General features: G+C 39.1%; 14 protein-coding genes. 12 read left to right on the forward strand and 2 right to left on the reverse strand.

The features are described from left to right. Window positions 1-50: 50 nt before the first annotated feature. The 9 genes from GJJ64_RS06120 (at window position 51) to GJJ64_RS06160 (ending at window position 9,229) form a co-directional block, all read left to right on the forward strand. On the forward strand, window positions 51-2,468 hold the full coding sequence (locus GJJ64_RS06120; protein ID WP_065719290.1) for a heavy metal translocating P-type ATPase: 2,418 nt from the start codon (window positions 51-53) through the stop codon (window positions 2,466-2,468). Window positions 2,469-2,569: 101 nt separating this feature from the next. Beyond that, the gene (locus GJJ64_RS06125; protein WP_065719291.1) at window positions 2,570-2,794 is read left to right on the forward strand and encodes a heavy-metal-associated domain-containing protein; all 225 of its coding nucleotides are present in this window, start codon (window positions 2,570-2,572) and stop codon (window positions 2,792-2,794) included. Between the two features lie 199 nt (window positions 2,795-2,993). Then, window positions 2,994-3,374 carry a hypothetical protein gene (locus GJJ64_RS06130; protein ID WP_154286807.1) on the forward strand — a complete coding sequence of 127 codons (381 nt, stop codon included), beginning with the start codon at window positions 2,994-2,996 and terminating at the stop codon, window positions 3,372-3,374. A 93-nt stretch (window positions 3,375-3,467) separates the two neighbouring features. Continuing rightward, window positions 3,468-4,346, forward strand: coding sequence for a DUF3347 domain-containing protein (locus GJJ64_RS06135; RefSeq protein WP_138731303.1), 879 nt, complete (start codon window positions 3,468-3,470; stop codon window positions 4,344-4,346). 19 nt (window positions 4,347-4,365) lie between these two features. Then, complete coding sequence (locus GJJ64_RS06140; protein ID WP_080779253.1) at window positions 4,366-4,887, forward strand: DUF305 domain-containing protein; 522 nt, start codon at window positions 4,366-4,368, stop codon at window positions 4,885-4,887. A 39-nt stretch (window positions 4,888-4,926) separates the two neighbouring features. After that, window positions 4,927-5,589, forward strand: coding sequence for a DUF3347 domain-containing protein (locus tag GJJ64_RS06145; protein WP_065719295.1), 663 nt, complete (start codon window positions 4,927-4,929; stop codon window positions 5,587-5,589). Between the two features lies 1 nt (window position 5,590). Beyond that, on the forward strand, window positions 5,591-6,040 hold the full coding sequence (locus GJJ64_RS06150; protein ID WP_065719296.1) for a heme-binding domain-containing protein: 450 nt from the start codon (window positions 5,591-5,593) through the stop codon (window positions 6,038-6,040). Between the two features lie 22 nt (window positions 6,041-6,062). Then, window positions 6,063-8,333, forward strand: a complete 2,271-nt coding sequence (locus GJJ64_RS06155) for a multicopper oxidase family protein (RefSeq protein ID WP_132776683.1) — start codon at window positions 6,063-6,065, stop codon at window positions 8,331-8,333. Window positions 8,334-8,410: 77 nt separating this feature from the next. Further along, window positions 8,411-9,229, forward strand: coding sequence for an RteC domain-containing protein (locus GJJ64_RS06160; protein WP_154286808.1), 819 nt, complete (start codon window positions 8,411-8,413; stop codon window positions 9,227-9,229). A gap of 9 nt (window positions 9,230-9,238) precedes the next feature. Here the strand turns inward: GJJ64_RS06160 and GJJ64_RS06165 are convergent, their stop codons facing one another. Continuing rightward, window positions 9,239-14,650: an N-6 DNA methylase gene (locus tag GJJ64_RS06165; protein WP_154286809.1), complete on the reverse strand. Its 5,412-nt coding sequence runs from the start codon at window positions 14,648-14,650 to the stop codon at window positions 9,239-9,241. Beyond that, complete coding sequence (locus tag GJJ64_RS06170) at window positions 14,637-15,074, reverse strand: DUF1896 domain-containing protein (RefSeq protein ID WP_154286810.1); 438 nt, start codon at window positions 15,072-15,074, stop codon at window positions 14,637-14,639. The genes GJJ64_RS06165 and GJJ64_RS06170 overlap by 14 nt, the downstream gene beginning before the upstream one ends. 179 nt (window positions 15,075-15,253) lie before the next feature. Between GJJ64_RS06170 and GJJ64_RS06175 the strand changes: the two genes are divergently transcribed. From GJJ64_RS06175 to GJJ64_RS06180, 3 genes are all read left to right on the forward strand, one after another. Then, window positions 15,254-15,523: a hypothetical protein gene (locus GJJ64_RS06175; protein WP_154286811.1), complete on the forward strand. Its 270-nt coding sequence runs from the start codon at window positions 15,254-15,256 to the stop codon at window positions 15,521-15,523. A gap of 163 nt (window positions 15,524-15,686) precedes the next feature. After that, window positions 15,687-16,013 (forward strand): DUF6660 family protein, encoded by a 327-nt coding sequence (locus GJJ64_RS17065; protein WP_394350009.1) that lies wholly within the window; start codon window positions 15,687-15,689, stop codon window positions 16,011-16,013. 240 nt (window positions 16,014-16,253) lie between these two features. Then, window positions 16,254-20,621 (forward strand): CusA/CzcA family heavy metal efflux RND transporter, encoded by a 4,368-nt coding sequence (locus GJJ64_RS06180; protein WP_185269552.1) that lies wholly within the window; start codon window positions 16,254-16,256, stop codon window positions 20,619-20,621. Window positions 20,622-20,624 lie beyond the last annotated feature (3 nt).

The following is a 20,624-nucleotide window of genomic DNA, read 5'->3' on the forward strand; positions in this document are numbered from 1 at the left end:
TCCCATCCATATTATCGCCAATTTTGTATTGTTAATTAAAGCAAGCGAAAATGGCAACAAATAAAAATAAAGAAATCATCTATCTTCCGTTGGAAGATGTAGAAAGCGAGCATTGTGCATTAATCGTTGAAAAAGGATTGGCACAGGTAAAAGGCATAGAAACCCACAAAGTAGAACTGAATAACCGCAGGGCAGCCATTACAGTAAATAATACAGAAGTTGTAGGCGAAGCGGTAAAAGTAATTAAAGATTTGGGTTATGGCGTTTCTACTGTAAAAAACACCTTTCCTGTTTTGGGTATGACCTGTGCTTCTTGTGCGGGCAGTGCTGAAAGCATCGTTAAATACGAACCAGGTGTAGTAAACGCTTCTGTAAACTTTGCCACGGGAAATCTTACCGTTGAGTATCTTCCCAATATGACCGATGCTGCCAAACTGAAAAAAGCAGTTCAGTCCATCGGTTACGATTTGTTGATTGAAGATGAAACCAATCAGCAGGAAACATTAGAAGCCATCCACACTCAAAAATTTCAAAAACTAAAAACTAAAACCATTTGGGCGGTTATACTTTCTCTTCCGGTAGTAGTGATAGGAATGTTTTTTATGGATATGCCTTATGCCAACGAAATTATGTGGTCATTTTCTACACCTGTTGTATTGTGGTTGGGCAGGGATTTTTTTATCAATGCATGGAAGCAGACAAAACACCGTTCAGCCAATATGGATACATTGGTAGCATTGAGTACAGGTATCGCCTATCTGTTCAGTGTATTCAATATGTTGTTTGCCGACTTTTGGCATCAAAGAGGATTACACGCCCACGTATATTTTGAAGCAGCGGCGGTTATTATTGCATTCATCCTGTTAGGGAAACTGTTGGAAGAAAAAGCCAAAGGCAATACCTCTTCAGCTATTAAAAAGTTAATGGGGTTGCAGCCGAAAACTGTCATCGTGATACAAGCGGATGGAACAGAAAAACAGACCGCTATTGAAGAAGTAAATGCAGACGATGTTATTCTTGTAAAGCCGGGCGAAAAAATTGCGGTGGACGGTATGGTAACTTCGGGTAGTTCCTACGTTGATGAAAGTATGTTGAGCGGAGAACCTGTACCTGTATTGAAAAACGAAAACGAAAAAGTATTTGCAGGAACTATTAACCAAAAAGGAAGTTTCCAGTTTAAAGCGGTTAAAGTAGGAAAAGAAACAATGCTTGCCCATATCATCAAAATGGTGCAGGACGCACAAGGAAGCAAAGCACCTGTACAGAAATTGGTAGATAAGATTGCTGGTATCTTTGTTCCGGTTGTGATAGGGATTGCCATTCTCACATTTATCCTATGGTTTGTTTTAGGAGGCGATAACGGAATTGTTCAGGGGCTATTGGCAGCCGTTACGGTATTGGTTATTGCCTGTCCTTGTGCTTTGGGATTGGCTACACCTACGGCTATAATGGTTGGCGTTGGCAAAGGTGCTGAAAAAGGTATTTTGATAAAAGATGCCGAAAGTTTGGAATTAGCGAAAAAAGTTGATGCCATTATTTTAGATAAAACAGGAACAATTACAGAGGGAAAACCAGAGGTAACAGGCGTTCAATGGCTGAATAATGATGATGCGACCAAAGACATTTTATTAAGCATCGAAAAACAATCGGAACACCCATTGGCAGAAGCGGTGGTAAAACACTTAGATGGAGCAACAACCACAACTTTAACACAATTTGACAGTATCACAGGTAAAGGAGCAAAAGCCAATCATAATAACGAAACCTATTTTGTAGGCAATAAAAAACTATTGGCAGAAAACAATATCAGTATTGCGGAACAATTACAAAATCAAGCCGATGAATGGGGCAAACAATCGAAAACTGTTATTTGGTTTGCCGACAGCAAACAGGCACTTTCCGTATTAGCCATATCAGACAAGATTAAAGAAACATCTGTACAGGCTATCAAAGAAATGCAGGATATGGGCATCGACCTGTATATGCTAACCGGAGATAATGAAGCTACTGCCAAAGCCATTGCAGAGCAAACAGGCATTAAGCATTACAAAGCAGAAGTATTGCCACAGCACAAAGCCGATTTTGTAAAAGAGTTACAAAGTAAAGGTAAAGTAGTGGCAATGGTTGGGGACGGTATCAATGACAGTACCGCTTTGGCAACAGCCGATGTGAGTATAGCAATGGGCAAAGGTTCGGACATTGCAATGGACGTCGCCAAAATGACCATCATTTCATCAGACCTGACTAAAATACCGCAGGCAATAAAATTGTCAAAACAAACCGTAGCCACCATTAAGCAAAATCTGTTTTGGGCATTTATTTATAATTTAATAGGTATTCCCATTGCGGCAGGTATTCTCTATCCGATAAACGGTTTCCTATTAAACCCGATGATTGCAGGTGCAGCAATGGCATTGAGTAGCGTGAGCGTAGTAACTAACAGCCTGCGGTTGAAATGGAAAAAGTAAAACAGTAAATCTCACAAATCAAATAAGAAATTCCGCAATAATACAGAATGGTATCGTACCGAAATTTGTATCAATAAATAACATTCTAAAAAAGTAAAAAAATGGAAAATAAAAATCTTCAATTCAAAACAAATATTAATTGTGGCGGATGTGTAGCATCTGTAAAACCGCATTTAGACAATGCTGATGGCATTTGCCATTGGGAAGTGGACACAACTAATAAAGACAAGGTATTGACCGTAAAATCGACGGGAATTACAGAGGAACAAGTTATCGAAACGATACAAAAAGCAGGTTTTAAAATAGAGCCTCTGACTATAAAATAACTTTCTATTTGGGATGCCTATCTAATTATTTTCATTTGAAATATTTGAAGGTAGTAATTAAATAGGTATCCCTTTCAAGGGAACGGAAATCGCTAAAAAACTTATAGAGTGCAGTATATAATTTAGGTTGAAGATTTAAGAAAGTGCAAAATATAGCAGTTAAAAGAAATAATTTCATAATTTTGTAGTGTTGAAAAATTTGAGTAAACATATCAGCTTTGTCATCTTATTGTGTTTGGGCTTTTTCCTAATGCCAAGCATAAGCTATGCTTGTGCAAAAAAAACAGCTAAGACAGAACAAAAAAGTTGCTCAAAAGAAAAATCTGAAAAATCTCAACATAAAGACAGTTGCAAGGACAAGTCCTGTAAAAAATGTAAGGATGGTCACGACTGCGACGGCAATTGTAAACACGGCTCTTGTGGATGTAGTACTTCTTCATCTTCTGTTAGTTTACAAATACCAATAGATTTAAAAATAACAACCCCTTTTGCCGAAACTAAAAAGCAAAAATTCGGGTTTAAACAAGCCAACTATTCTTCGGGCTACTCTTCCATTTGGCAACCGCCTAAAATAAGCTAAAACGGTGGCTTGTTAGCCACAGGTATGTCTTGTCGAAAGCTATTTAGTTTTCGCACAATCTTTGTTTATCTTACTAAATTAAAAATTTTCAAAATGAAATCATTATCAAAAATAGTGATGGTAATTGGCGTATTACTATCATCAGTAAACAGTTTCGCACAAATCAAGAATGCGAAAACAGAAACCGTAAAAATTTACGGCAATTGCGGTATGTGTAAAGCCACTATCGAAAAAGCAGGAAACGTGAATAAGGTAGCCAGTGTAGAATGGAATAAAGATACCAAAATGGCTACGCTCAACTATGATGATAAAAAAACAAATCAGGATGAAATATTGAAACGAATTGCTTTGGCTGGTTACGATAGCGAAAAATTTTTAGCACCTGATGATGTTTATGCTAAACTTCCTGGATGTTGCCAGTACAGCAGAGAATTAAAGCCAGTCGCAAAATCTAATGATGCGGGTATGCATATGAAAAATGAACACGCCAACCATAACCAAAGCGATATGGCTAAAAAAAATACCGCTGAAACGCAAAATGCAACACAACTTAAAGCCGTTTTCGACAATTATTTTTCAGTGAAAGATGCTTTGGTAAAAACTGATGCAGGTACTTCATCGGCAAAAGCTGCCGAATTGGCAAAAGCTATCAAAGCGGTAGAAATGGCAAAACTTTCTACTGACGAACATACAACTTGGATGAAAGTAATGAAAGACTTGACAGTAAATGCCGAAAAAATTTCCACTTCTAAAGATGTTGCAAAACAAAGAGAAACATTCGCTTTGCTTTCCAAGAATATGTACGAATTAGCTAAGGCATCAAAACAAGAAACACCTGTTTACTATCAGCATTGCCCAATGTATAACAATGGTAAAGGTGCAAATTGGTTAAGCAAAGAAGAAGCAGTTAAAAATCCATATTACGGTTCTCAAATGCTTACTTGTGGCAGTGTACAAGAAACTATTAAATAACAAATAAAAAGCAATTGTTATGGAAAGTATGAAAAACCAACACGGAATGCAACATACCCACAAGAGTGAAGAAAATAATTCCAATCATTCTTTGGCAATGTACAAACGCTTTGCTGTAATGGCTGTTGCAATGTTTGTAGCTATGTATTTTATTATGTATGCTATGATTGACGGATTGAATAATCTTATCCCAAACATCAACAATTTATATATGACGCTGCTAATGGTTTCAGCAATGTTGATTATTGAATTATTGATAATGAAAGGAATGTATCAAAACAAAAAAATCAATTGGGCTGTAATTACAGTTTCTCTTGCGATTGGTATCTTCTCGTGGTTTGGCATTAGGGAGCAAATAAATGTGGGCGATAAGCAATTTGTAAAAGGGATGATACCGCATCACGCAGCAGCGGTATTAATGTCCGAAAAAGCTAAGCTTACCGATCCCGAATTAATTGAGCTACAAAAAAACATACTCGAAACACAAGCAAAGGAAATCGAATTTATGAAGCGAAAGCTGAAAGAATTTGAAAACAAGTAAACAACAAAAATTTCTTTAATAACATTAAATAGCATTAAAATGAAAAATATATTTTTCTCCATCATCGCATTGGCAACGGTTGCAACAATAACAGTTTCGTGCAATCAGTCTTCCAATAAAAATAGCACCCAACAGGCTAATGATAGCACCGGAGTATCAGAAACTAAGGATTTATCATCAGCGGTACAAAATGATACTGTAGCTACTGTTACTTCAACAGATATGTCTTCTCAGAAAGAGGAAAAGTCCACTGTAAAGGAACAAGCACAAAACTTTACAATCACACCGATAATTAAGGATTATTTGGCTTTGAAAAATGCACTCGTTGCTGATAATGATAAAGCAGCTGCAAATGCTGGAAAACAACTTTTTGCTACTTTAAAGAAGGTGGATATGAAAACCATACCTGCCAGCAAGCATAAGGAGTTTATGGATGTTTTCGAAAATGCTAAGGAAAATGCAGAACACATTGGCGACAATGCTGGTAAAATAGACCACCAGAGAGAGCATTTAGCATCGTTAAGTAAAGACGTTTCCGACCTTATCGCATTGTTTGGAACAACTCAAAAATTATATCAGGACTATTGCCCAATGTACAATGATGGCAAAGGTGCAGTTTGGATTAGCGAAGCTAAAGCAATAAAAAATCCGTATTACGGTAGTCAGATGCTTACCTGCGGTTCTGTAAAAAAAGAATTTTAAAATGAACAGAGTATTAAAGATAATATTAGCAATAGTGCTGTTTATTTTTATTGCAATTCAATTTTATCAGCCTGCCCTTAATGTAGATAAAGGGCAGGTTTACACAACAGATTTTACCCAATTCTATAAAATGCCTGTTCAAGTAAAAGCGATGTTTCAAACCTCTTGCTACGATTGCCATAGCAACAATACCAACTATGTTTGGTACGATTACATACAGCCCGCAAGAGCATTGGTAGAGAGCCATATCAAAAACGCAAAAGAAGATTTGAATTTCAATGAATGGGGTACATACTCAAATAGGAAACAAGAAAGATTATTAAACTCAATCAAAGAACAAATAGAAACGAAGCAAATGCCCCTGTCCTCATATACACTGATGCACAAAGATGCAAAACTGAATGACGAGCAAATCAAAACATTAACCGACTGGCTAAAAGAACAGGAATAAGTTTCATTAATAAAATATCAAAATGAATATACCCATAAATAGTAAAAGGAGATTGTTGCAAGCGGTATTTATACTGCTGTGTTCGCAATCCGTTTTTGCACAAAAAGTAGTGAGATATGAGCTGTATGTAAAAGATACGCTTGTAAACTATGCAGGCAAAGAAAAAAGAGCTATTGCCGTAAATGGACAAATACCAATGCCTACACTTACTTTCACAGAAGGCGATACAGCCGAAATAGTAGTCCATAACCAATTAAAAGAAAGTACCTCGCTCCATTGGCACGGTGTGTTCCTACCTAATAAAGAAGATGGTGTGCCGTGGCTGACACAAAAACCTATTAAGGCAGGTACAACTTATACCTATCGTTTTCCGATTATCCAACACGGAACGCATTGGTATCATTCCCATTCAGGTTTGCAGGAGCAAATTGGAATGTATGGCAGTTTTGTAATGAAAAAACGTAATGACGATAAAACCTTTAGAAAAGGAATTGATGATTTGCCGACCGTACCCATCATTTTAAGCGAATGGACAAACCTAAATCCCGATAACATTAACCGCATGTTGCATAATGCCAATGATTGGGCTGCGATAAAAAAGAACGCTACACAGTCCTACGCGGAAGCAATCAGGGAGGGGCATTTCAAAACCAAATTGACCAACGAATGGAAACGGATGTTGGCAATGGACGTAAGCGATGTGTATTATGACAAAATATTAATCAACGGAAATCATACTACCGATTTAAAAACAGTTGATGGCAAAACACTAAAAGCGGGAGATAAAGTAAGATTAAGAGTGTCAAACGGCGGAGCATCATCCTATTTTTGGTTACGATATGCAGGCGGTAAAATTACAGTAGTAGCCAATGATGGGAATGATGTAGAGCCAGTAGAAGTAGATAGATTAATCATTGCGGTTTCCGAAACTTATGATATAGTGGTAACAATTCCTGACGATGGAGTTGCCTACGAGTTTTTAGCCACAACCGAAGACCGAACACAATCGGCAAGCTATTTTGTAGGCAATGGCGTCAAACAGTTAATATCGCCGCTCCCAAGATTGAAATATTTTGAGGGGATGAAGATGATGAACGATATGATGAAGATGAACGGCGATTTGGATGATATGGGTATGAAAATGAGCCTGAACCAAATGGATATGAATGTGGTAATGTATCCCGAAATTACTGGAGAGGCTAAACCTAAAGAAGACCATAGCGGGCACAATATGAATATGGATAATGACCCCAACCGTTACAATGCAAATGCTTTGGGAGAAATAAAAACACTGAATTATGCAATGTTACAATCTCCTTACAATACAGAACTTCCTAAGGATGCTCCGGTCAAAGAATTGAAGTTTACCCTTACGGGAAATATGAACCGATATGTATGGAGTATGGATAATAAAATACTTTCTGAAACCGATAAAATACCCGTAAAAAAAGGAGAAATTTTACGAATTACCATATATAACAACTCAATGATGCGCCACCCGATGCACCTGCACGGTTTCGATTTCAGGGTAATCAACGGTAAAGGCGAAAAATCACCACTCAAAAATGTTTTGGATATTATGCCGATGGAAACAGATACTATTGAGTTTTTAGCTAATGAAGAAGGAGATTGGTTTTTCCACTGCCACATCCTTTATCATATGATGTCGGGGATGAATAGGGTATTTGCTGTTGACGATTATCAAAATCCATATTTGCCCAACAAAAAACAAGCCTACAATAAATTGCAGAGAGAAAGCAATATGCCGCACTTTATGGCACAGAATGATTTTGCAACCAATGGAAACGATGGCGAAGCAATGTTTCAAAATGCAAGATGGAGTTTAGGTACAGAATGGCGTTTAGGCTACAATGATATGCACGGTTACGAAGTGGAAACGCATTTGGGAAGATATATCGGTAAAATGCAATGGTTTATGCCGTTTATAGGCTTTGACTGGCGCTACCGAAGAATGGGAATAGACGAACAAGAGAAGAACCTGTTCGGGCAAAAGAATGAAAAAGATACACGTAGAGCTTTAAGTTTAGGTTTTATGTACACTTTGCCAATGCTGGTTAATTTTCAGGCAGAAGTATATCACGATGGAATTGTACGATTGTCGTTGATGCGTGAGGATATTCCTATCTCAAAAAGATTAAGAGGTGGTTTTATGGTCAACACCGATAAGGAATTTATGGGAGAGCTTAGGTATATTATCAATAAAAATATAAATCTCCGTACCCATTATGATAGCGATATGGGTTTTGGAGCCGGGCTTGCGTTGACATATTAAAGGGTATTAGCTGGATGATGCCTAAATCTGACAGATTTAGGCATCTCTATTAGTAAACCAAATTTTAAGACTTCAAAATGAACAAATTTTATACAGAAACACTTTATAAGCTGGAAACAGAAATCGACGAATTAGAAATTGAAGCTGATTGCCCAATCCAAAGGATAGAAACCGTTATACATATAATTGTTGAATACTTATCAGAATTAAAAAGGTACGTTCTGAAACGAGGCTTTAAAAACACAGAAGAAGAAATCCAATTTTTCAAACATCAGAAGCCTGCCATTGTTTCAAAACTAATTTATTACAATGCTATTTATAAAATAGAAAGCAAAAAGCCAAATGAAAAAAAATCTGCAAGAAAATACTTCAATACCGAATTGAAGAAACTCAAAAGATTTTTTGACAATAATCTTGAATTTTATAAATATTACCGCACCAACAATACCTTTATTGATGACCAACTATTTGTGCGGGGAAAGTATGACATTAAGCTAAATTTAGATACCATTTATTTTGAAACGGACCATTCCTTTTCTACCATTGCCGATTACAAAGTAGCTAAGATACTGGCGAACGATTTAATTCAAGTCTATCTCGAAGACCAGCTAAATAATAAACAATATAAAAAAGTAAATAATAAATCTCTTTTGAGCTGGACAGCAAGCAAAACAGCGTTAACCGAATTGATTTATGCACTCCATTCGCAGGGCGCATTTGGCAACACAGATATAATATCCATCACTAAAACATTTGAAAGTACATTTAATATTAATTTAGGCGATTTCTATCATACATTTATGGAACTTAAAGCAAGAAAAATAAACCGTACCAAATTTCTTGACAGCCTAAAAGAAAGCCTGCTTAAAAAAATGGACGAAGAGGACGAAATGTAATAAGCATTCTTATAAGACCCCACGAGGCAAATGAATACCTTTTGTCCGTACAATATTCTCCGAATTGTTTGCCGTTTGCTTTTGTTTCTCGACCTGCTCCGCTGGTTCTTCTTTCGTTTCCGGAGTAATAGACAACTGTATCTTCCGTTCAACGGCAGCCAGTTCCGTTTTGAGTTCACTCAATCGGTTTTCTTTAGACCACGAACCGTTTACCACTTCCTGAAGAACAGGTAAATCTTTTTGTATTTCCGCTATTTTCTTTTTTTCCTGTTCGATATAGCCGGGCAATTTCTCCAGTGCATTAAGGAAGTTCGTAGCAGCCAGCTTTTCATCTTTGGCGATGATACCGTTGTTATAGGTGTATTTGATATTGCCCTCGCCCTGCACCAAAAAACGGTTAACCCGTATATCCACGCCCTCTTTTTCGGACATTTCGGTTTTTACCAAGAGCTGAAACCCGTAAAGGCTTCCTATTTCTTCATAATCTCCGCCTGTACGGGCTTTGTCCGAAAGGTGGTTGAGCTTTGCACCGATTAGTTTTATATCCACATTGGGCGGTAACCCGTCCAACCGTACAGGATTTGCGATTGTGCCATCCGAATGTTTTTGTATGCGTTGCTGTAAGTTTTCCCAGTCAAGGCTCATTCGGTTCAAGCGTGATTGCGTACTATCCAGCAATTCCGTAAAATCTTCCAGCTTATATTTGGCACTGAATTTAGAACGGTTGAACGCCTGTTTTTCACTTTCCAATCCGGCAATCTGTTTTTCTAATTTGGCTTTATCCAAAAGGTCAGTATTTCCCGAAAGGATAGCCACATATTCCGAAAAGTTCATTCCCGATTTTTCGTCCATACTGCCCTCGTCAATGGTACGTTTGCCGAGGTTATTGTTTTTCAATTGGTCTATAAAAAGTTGTTTGTTGTACAACAGGTTGAACTTGTAGCTATCTAATGATTTTTCTACGGCATAGATAATCACATCTACTTTGTTCTCTGCAAAGAACTTGGCAATTTCATTGCCTTTACGAACAGCTCTGCCATCCCTTTGAGCAAGGTCACTTGGTCGCCACGGTGTGTCCAGGTGATGAACCGCAACAGCTCTTTTCTGTGCATTGACACCTGTACCCAACATACTTGTAGAACCGAACAGCACACGGATTTTGCCCTCGTTCATTCCTTTGATAAGTTCCTTGCGTTGCTTATCATTTTTAGCCTCCTGTATAAACCGTACTTCGTGTGCAGGGATGCCGTGGTCTTCCACGAGCTTGCGTTTGATTTCGGAGTACACATTCCATTCGCCCGACTTGTAGGTTCCCAAATCGGAGAAAACGAACTGTGTTCCTTTCTGTGCGTTGTATTGGTTGTAATATTTGGCAATGTTTGCCGCACAATGCGAAGCCTTATTATCGGGGTGGTCATCATACGCACCGCTTACCATACGCATATCGAGCGACATCTTACGGGCGTAGTCCGTAGCGATGAGCATTTTTGCTTTTTCTTCGCTTTGACTTAGCGGAGGTCTGCCCAACAGTTCTGCATTTCCTGTTTTAGCAAACTCCATTAGCTTTTTAATAAAATCTTCCTGGTCGGGAGTAGGCGGTATATTATACAACACCTCGTTCTTGTTAGGGCGGTCAATGCCAATATCTTTTGCCGTTCGGTAATCCGTGATTTCCGAGTAGAATTGGGCAAGCTCCGGTACTTTGATAAAGTAGCGGAAACGTTCTTTTGCCACGATATTATTAGCAACCGAAAACTCGTAATCGGTCGTTTTTCTTGCATAAATAGCTGCCCAGGCATCAAAAGAGTGAATACCTTGTTTTTCCAATGCTCTTGGTCGCAAGTATTTGAACAATAGGTATAATTCGGTAAGCGAATTACTGATAGTTGTTCCCGAAAGGAAAGTTGCTCCCATATCCGCATTAATGCGTTCCTGAATGGTACGGATAGCAAAAAGTAGGTTCAATGCCTTTTGGCTGCCGTCCACATTGCCTAATCCGGCAACCCTTGTATGCCGTGTATTGAACATCAGGTTTTTGAATTGGTGGCTTTCGTCCACAAACAAATGGTCAATGCCCATCATCTTAAAATCCACTACATCATCTTTGCGGTTTTCAATATCGTGTTGCAGGGTTTTGAGCTTCACTTCGAGGTTCTCTTTCCGCTTAATTACTCCGGCAAGCATTCCCCTTGTAACTTCCTTGCCTTGCGATTGCAGGGCATCGAGGTTACGCTCTACGCTGTCCAATTCGATTTCGAGTATTTCCTTTTGAATTTCGGGCGACTGCGGTATCATACCAAATTGGTCGTGTGTGAGGATTACACAATCCCAATCGTTGTTTTTAATATCCCCGAAAATTCGCAAGCGTTTTTGGGGCGTAAAATCTTCTTTGCCCGGAAACAGGATTTTAGCGTGTGGATAGGCAGTGCGGTAGGCTTCGGCAATTTCGTGAACATTGCTTTTCAGCCCGATAATCATCGGTTTGTGTGCCAATCCCAAACGTTTCATTTCCTGTGCTGCGGTACACATCACAAGGGTTTTTCCTGCACCTACTTCGTGGTCACAAATTGCCCCGTTGTTCAGCTTTATCATCCAAACGGTGTCCTTTTGGCTTGAATACAGGTCTTCAATGCCCAATGCCTTACGGTCTAATCCCGGAAAGTCCTGATGCGTTCCGTCATAATTTGGTCGGACAAAGCAGTTAAACGTATCGTTGTATTGGTCGGTCAGCCTGTTTTTAAACTCATCGTTTTGAGCGTGGAGCCATTCGGTAAAGGCGGTACGGATTTCGTCAATCTTGGTGTTCGCCATTTGTATGGCTTCCATATCCCGTACTTTGGCCTCTTGGTCGCCAACCTTAATTTTCTTGGTAATATCAGGCGTGGTATTGACAAGGGCGTGTTTGAGCAGGGCAATCCCGTCAAACGTTCTACTTTCAGCTTTGACAGCGTATTTTTCCCATATATGCAAATTCTTACGGTCGCACTTTACTGAAAAGTCATCGGAGCTTTCAGAGTAATGAACCAGTACGTCCGTATCAAAAAGATGTGAAGCAAAACGGGCATAAATGCCTGTGGGTATCCAGCGTTCTCCCAAATTAAAATCGAGTTCCTCAAATTCGATACGCCTTGGTCGGGCTTCTTCTATGACTGTAAGGCTTGCTTTGGCTTCGGCATCATCGGGATTGCGTTCGAGATACGCTTTGACCTCTTGGGCTTTCTCTACTACATTCCCTGCAATCCAGCGTTCGGATATTTCATATTCCTTTTGCAGAGGATTGTAGTAAATACGACCGTGCAATGCTTCTTTCAAAGCATCGTCCGTCATACCGCTGATTTCGGACATATACTCCAAATCCACGCTTCCGTATTTGTTCAGCGAAGCCGCTAACGCTTCTTCGGGATTGTCCGTTGCTATTGTTAAGGTGGAGAAACTTACAGGACGGCTGAATATATCCGCCTTGTGGGTTACGCCACCAACGACACGCTCCAAATAAGGGATTTCCTTGCCGGAGCTATCCGTTTTGATGAGCTTGATATTATCTGCACTGTTGAGATTGCCGTACTTTTTGACAAACGCATCATAAAGGCGGTTAAGGTTTTCCCGTTCTTCCTTGTGTTCGGTCTGAAACTTTGCCTCTTTATTGTAAAGCTCTTGGTAAACATCACGTACAGCAATGTACGCTTCGGCTCTTGCTTTCTGTAAGGTCGGTAAAGCTAAAGGGTGGAAAACTGCCGTACCGTCTGATGTATCTACATCTTGCAGATGACCGACCCAACCATTATCCACAACAAGACAATCGTTACGGTGGTACGATTGCAGTTCGCCACTATAAGGAGCAGGTTCGGGAATAGTATTGGGAACGGCTGGTTGAGCAGCTTGGCCATTCCCGTTTATTCCCGAAAACAGGTCGCCGATGGCTTCTTGTTTTTTACCGTTGGTTGATGTGCTTCCGTTGGTAGTTCTATTGGTAATCGGAGGCGTATAAGGTTGCTGCATCGCACTGAACAAGTCGGTCTGGCGATTTATTGCACCTCTTCTTTTGTTGGTGCTTTGCCTTTTAACTTGTGTCGTTCTTTTGGGTGGAGCAGCAACCATTACAGGCTCGTCCACATTTTCAAACAAGTCGAAAATGCTTAGTTGCTTTAATTCCTGCGGACTTTCCCGATTGATTATAGGAACAGATAAAGGTTGTATTTCCGGCTGAATGGTTACAGGTTCGATAACGGGAGGTGTTATTGGAGTTTGTGTAACAAGTTCATCGTTCCTTTCGCCTTTGTACAAACCTAAATTCAGGTGCTTTCCAAAATCTTCGGAAAGCATTTGTTTTAAATCTTTGGCAATTCCCTCTACGCCTCCTTTATGCGTATAGATTAGTGCAGGTTGTCCGTAAGGGTCAGTATCTAATTTCTGGTCGGTATAAACAATTCTTGTGCTGTCCAGAAATAGCGTATTACCAGGCGTATTGTATTCCGTTTGCTTGCTTTGGCAAAACAGTTCTTCTACTTCGGTCAGGTTTTGTTTTGCCGTATTCTTTTGCAGGATAATCAAATCACTACCGACTTCGGTACCGGCATATTCTGTAAACAGGTTGTTGGGTAAGCGGACAACTGAAACCAGATTATTATCCTGCATCAACGCCCTGCGTATCGGCTCGTTCTTCGGGCTGTTTAAAATGCCCTGTGAAGTAATGTAAGCCAATAAACCGCCCTCACGGAGCATATCAGCACCTTTCAGAAAGAAGTAATTGTGTATGCTTCGGGCAGCCTGTACTTTTGCCGTGTCTTTGCTTCGGGAATAGGAAAGGTCAAAAACGGAAGTATCTCCAAACGGTATGTTGCTGGCGATTACATCATAGCTGTTTTGTTCCTTTTCGGGAATTTCCTCAAAGCCACTTACACGGATATTGCTTTCGGGATAAAGCTGCTTTAAAATCTTGCCTGTGAGCAAATCCTTTTCATAGGCGGTAACACTGGCTTTTTGATTTTCTGAAAAGGATTGTACGAATGAGCCGATACCTGCGGAGGGTTCGAGAAATTTATCAATGTTCAGACCGCTATCACGCAAGGTTGCGGAAATAGTATCTATGACCTGTGGCGGTGTATAAAAAGCCGTCAGTACAGAGCTTTTCATACTGTCCACATACCTGCGGTATTGCTTTTCGTCTTCGGAATTTTCTTTGAGTAGCTGATGTAGTTCCTGCGTAATCGGGAAAAGGTCGTGTTCCGTTTTTCTCCAATTATTGATGTCTATTTCATTTGCTATGGGGTTCAGAACGAATTTAAGACCGCCAAAGCCGCTGTATTGCATCATTAGCAGTCTTTCGCCTACGGTGGCTTGTCGTTTCTCCTTTTCTAGTTTAAAAGCAATTCGTAGGGCATCAATATTCTGTTGGAGATGTTGCTTCTTACTGAAGCCCATTTTCGGCTATCCATATGGCGATGGTTCCCGTTATTTCGCTATAGAGCAGGTCGTACTCTGTTTTATAAGCGAAATCATCCGTTAGTTTGTAGCCGGAGAAAATAGGCTCACAAACAGTGAACATTTTTAGGGCAAACGGTCGCAGTTCCTCGTCCGCCATTATGGTATCGAACTCATTGCAGACTACCTGAAATACTGTATCGAATTTGGAGAAGTGCAAGCCCTCAAAAAGAATGTAATTGGCTATATCGTTGCATTGCTCAACTGCATTTCCCGAACTAAAAGCACCCTCGTAGGCATCGGCAGCCCACGATGAACGTTGCTCAATAAATTTTTGGTCGTTTGCTTTTTCGGGAAAGCTGGCGTTTAATAATTCTTGCAGCCGTAACCTGAAGTACGATAGGTCTTTTTGTTGTGTAGCCATACTATAATTTTGTTTATAATTTTACTTGAAGCTTAAAATTATAACAGTAGATAAGAGCCTTTAAAAACGTGGCAGGCTTTGGCTTTGAGAGGTAGGATTTGGCTTAAACATAATAGACGAAGCAACCGAATACAGATTGGTTTTGACTAAATTTGACGATAAACAATACGGTGAAGAATATGGCTAAAAAGGATTTTGAGAATAAGAAACCAAACAACATTGCAGAATATATAAACCTGGCAAATGAAATATCTGACTACCAGAGCAGATTGAAAGCAATAGGCTTCCTTTCAAAGCATAGGTGCTTTGAAAGGAAAAAGGAATTGTATCGTTTGATGAAAACGGATAGAATATTTGAAGTTAAGGAGGAAGCCTTTAGAGCATTGCAAAATTTTGGCGAAGATGTTAAATTGACCAAAAAAAGAAAGGAAAGCCAGTTAAAACTATAAATGACAAACTTTCGATTTTGCACAATTCGTTTAATGGCGACCCTTATACATTAACAGATTTAAAAATAAAATTTAAAGATTTATATCCCTGATAGATGCAATTAAAATAATCTGAAACTTTGCAATCCGATTGCACAAATTATTTTTCTATATTTGTATTCTAATGAAATGGTTTCTCACGATATGTTCTTTTTACCTGATGGTACTTGCAGCATTGCCTTGTAGCGATGCAAGCAATCTGTGTGAAGATACCGCTCCTAAAATTGAAACCGCCCAAACTCACGACCACAACCAGGATAGCAACGATAAATGTAGTCCTTTTTGCTATTGTAATTGCTGTAGCATAAGTATTGCTACTTACCATTTCAAAACTTTTGAAATCGAGCGCCCTAGACCCGCTTTTATCGATAAAAAAATTACACTTCGTGATTTTACTTTGATTTCCTTCTACTCGGGGAGTATCTGGCATCCGCCCAAGTTTACTGTTTAATTTTTGCAGATTTTCTTAATGCTATTGAAAGCTTATTGCAAGCCTCGTTAAGCCGTATGCCTTTTATTGTTTTTACGGTATTTTCAACGCATTTGCGGGTGTTTTATGTGTTGTCTTTAAACATTTGTTTATAGAATAATTACAGACATTATTCACTTCATTCAATAGTTATTGGATTATCTGTTGGCTTCTGATTACAAGAAGCAAGAATTTATTTGTCAAAAATTTAAACAGATATACGTGTTAGATAACATCATAAAATTCAGTATCAAGAACAAGCTTGTCGTTGGTATAATGACCTTGTTGCTCATCATTTGGGGAGTGTGGAGTGCCACAAAACTTCCCATTGATGCCGTACCCGATATAACTAATAATCAGGTACAAATTATTACCGTTTGTCCTACATTGGCAGGGCAGGAAGTGGAACAGTTGGTTACATTTCCCATAGAACAAAGTATTGCAAACCTTCCCGATTTGGAAGAAACCCGAAGCATTTCAAGGTTCGGGCTTTCGGTCATTACTGTGGTGTTTAATGATGATGTGGACATTTATTTTGCCCGACAACTTGTCAATGAAAAATTGAAAGAAGCCGAACAAAACATTCCACAAGGAATAGGAACGCCCGAACTAGCACCAGTAAGCACAGGACTGGGCGAAGTTTATCAATACATTTTACACCCGAAAAAAGGGAGCGAAAACAAATACAACGCCAAAGACCTGCGAACTATGCAGGATTGGATTGTTGCCCGTCAACTAAGGGGAACACCGGGTATTGCCGAAGTGAACAGTTTTGGTGGCGAACTAAAACAATACGAAGTAGCCGTAAACCCAAATCGTTTAAAGTCACTGGGTATAAGTGTTACGGATATTTTCAACGCTCTTGAAAAAAATAATCAAAATACTGGTGGAGCATACATTGACAAAAAGCCAAATGCTTATTTTATACGAGGTATTGGTTTTGTTACGTCATTAGAAGATATTAGAAACATAGCGGTAAAAAACGTTACTGGGAGCGTGCCTATTTTCATAAAAGATGTTGCTAAAGTTCAGTTTGGAGAGGCGGTTCGCTATGGAGCAATGACTTACAATGGAGAAGTTGATGCTGTTGGTGGTGTGGTAATGATGCTCAAAGGCGAAAACAGTAACGAAGTAGTAAATCGCATCAAAGAAAAGTTACCCATTATTCAAAAATCACTACCTGATGATGTGGTGATTGAGCCTTATTTGGACCGAACCGATTTGGTTGGCAGAGCTATTAGTACCGTTCAAAAGAATTTGATTGAGGGCGCATTGATAGTTATTTTCGTATTGGTGCTGTTTTTAGGCAATTTACGAGCGGGATTGATTGTTGCTTCTGCCATCCCTTTGTCGATGCTATTTGCATTGGGAATGATGAAAGTCTTCGGGGTAAGTGCCAACCTTATGAGCCTGGGTGCGATAGATTTTGGACTGATTGTAGATGGTGCTGTTATAGTTGTGGAAGCAACCTTGCATCATTTAGGTTTAAGAAAATCGACACAAAGGTTATCGCAACAGGAAATGGATAGCGAAGTATTTACGTCCGCTTCCAAAATCCGTACTAGTGCAGCGTTTGGAGAAATCATTATCCTAATCGTTTACATTCCGATACTTACCTTATCAGGTGTTGAAGGCAAAATGTTTACGCCAATGGCTCAAACAGTCGGTTTTGCAATTTTCGGAGCATTGATTTTATCCTTAACCTATATTCCGATGATGTGTGCTTTGTTCCTGTCTAAAAAGCCATCGCACAAAGAAACTATTTCGGATAAAATGATGAATTGGCTACAAAGAAAATATCAACCGTTATTGGAAAAAGCCATCGATATAAAATATTGGTTAGTGGGTATTACAGTTGCCGTATTTGCTTTTAGTCTTTTCTTATTTAGTCGAATGGGTGGTGAATTCATACCACAATTGCAGGAAGGAGATTTTGCATTCCACTGCATTTTGCCACAAGGCAGTTCATTGAGCCAAAGTATTGAAACTTCTATGCAAGCTTCAAGAATTATTAAAGAGTTTGATGAAGTAAAAATGGTTGTTGGCAAGACCGGTGCAGCAGAAGTTCCAACTGACCCAATGCCTCCCGAAGCTACCGATATGATGATATTACTCAAACCTCAAAGCGAATGGGAAAGCGGTAGAAGTTATGATGAATTAGCAGACGCCATCAGCGAAAAACTAGAAGCGATACCTGGTGTGTTTTTTGAAAAGAACCAGCCGATACAAATGCGTTTCAATGAATTGATGACTGGTATCAGGCAAGATGTTGCAGTGAAAATATTTGGAGAAAATTTAGATACACTGGCTTTGAATGCTGATAAAGTAAGCAAGGTCATTCAAACAGTACAAGGGGCCACTGCTCCGCAAGTAGAACGAGTAAGCGGATTGCCTCAAATCAATGTAGAGTACGACCGAACACGGCTCGCCAATTATGGAATAAATATAGAAGAGGTTAACAATGTACTAAGCACTGCATTTGCGGGAAAAAAAGCTGGGTTGGTTTATGAAAATGAAAGGCGATTTGACTTAGTTGTACGGTTGGACAGTATATATAGAACCGACATAGAGGATGTAAATAACCTGATGATACCAACTTCAACTGGCAATCAAATTCCATTATCGCAAGTAGCAAGGATTGATTATAAATTAGGACCAGCACAGATAAGCCGTGATGATGGTAAACGCAGAATTGTAATTGGGTTTAACGTTGCAGGCAGGGATGTGCAAAGTGTGGTAGAAGAAATTCAACAAAAATTAAATACACAAGTAAAATTACCGCCGGGTTATTATTTCACCTATGGCGGCCAGTTTGAAAATTTACAGGAAGCCAGCAACCGATTAATGATTGCCGTTCCCGTTTCGTTGTTGTTGATTTTCGTATTGCTCTATTTTACTTTCCGTTCCTTCAAGCAGGCAGGTTTAATATTTACCGCAATTCCAATGAGTGCCATTGGTGGTATATTGGCTTTATTGCTTCGTGGTATGCCTTTCAGCATTAGTGCAGGGATTGGTTTTATCGCATTGTTTGGTGTTGCCGTACTCAATGGAATTGTATTGATAGGGACTTTCAACCAACTGGAAAAAGAAGGAATGAAAGATGTCTTTAAAAGAGTAATTGAAGGAACTAAAATCCGTTTGCGACCGGTTTTGATGACGGCAACCGTTGCAAGTTTAGGATTTTTGCCAATGGCATTGAGCAGCAGTGCAGGTGCAGAAGTTCAAAAGCCTTTAGCAACCGTAGTTATTGGAGGACTGGTTACAGCAACTTTCCTGACGCTGTTTGTACTACCGTTGCTCTACATCATTTTTAATTCAAAAATTAATTTAAAAAGAAAATCGCAAGTGAAACCAATTGCAACCATCATTGTATTGCTGCTATCATTGGCAGGCTTTACAGCAAATGCGCAAACACAAAATCTATCAAGTGTTGATGATGCGATAAATATTGCACTTCAAAATAATAAAACCATAAAAGCTTCAGATTTAGAAATTGATGCCAGCAAAGCTTTGAAAAAGACAGCCGGAGAATTACCTAAATTAGATTTTAATGCACAATTGGGACAATACAATAGTATGAAATTCGACCAGTCTTTTCAGATGTCGCAAACCATTCCTTTTCCTTCACTATTCGGAGCAAAAAAAGAATTGATTAATGCTGAAATAAAAGGCAAAGAATTGCAGAAAAACTTGAGTGTTTTAGAATTGAAAAATCAGGTGCGTACATATTATTATCAAATTTTATACTTGCAACACAATCAAAAACAATTGCAAGAACTAGACAGTTTGTACAATAATTTCATAAGTATTGCAGAGCTTCGTTATAAAACTGGCGACACCAAAAAAGTGGACATCAGCACAGCGGAAGCTAAGAAAGGCGAAATCAATTTATTGCTAAAACAAAATGGAGTGTTCTTATCCAATGCCGTTGCCAATCTGAAAACATTGATGAACACAAAAGACGATTTTACCATTGCAGAAAACGGAATATTTCAACCTTTGCAAATTTCTAATTTATTGGATAATGATGCAGTAGCCAATCACCCTGCTATTCAATCCTTATATCAGGATGCGGTTATTGCAGAACAGACCAAAAAGGTAGAACGTTCGAAAGGTTTACCCGATTTTACGATTGGCTACGTCAATCAGTCTTTAATTGGTTTTCAAAATGTGAATGGAACAGAGAAATTTTTCAATGGTGGAAACCGGTTTAATTCTGTAAATATCGGTATTGCAATACCAATTACTTACGGTGCTACCAAAGCCAGGATTAAATCTTTGGATTACAGGAAACAAGCCGCTGAAGCCAATGCTCAACAGCAACAGAAAACATTGACAACGCAAATGCAGAATGCTTTGCAACAATATCAGCAAGATATGCAGCAATACAATTATTTTCAGCAGGAAGCTTTACCTAATGCTAAGGACATTGTATCGGCAGCACAATTGGGTTACAAAACGGGCGACATCGGTTATGTAGAATATCTTTTTGCCTTGCAAACCGCAACCGATATTCAGTTGAATTACCTCAAAAGTATTCAGCAGGTAAACCAGTCTGTAATCAATATTTATTCATTCATCAATCAATAAGTA

The organism is Pedobacter puniceum (genome assembly GCF_009674685.1).
Lineage (GTDB): Bacteria > Bacteroidota > Bacteroidia > Sphingobacteriales > Sphingobacteriaceae > Pseudopedobacter > Pseudopedobacter puniceum.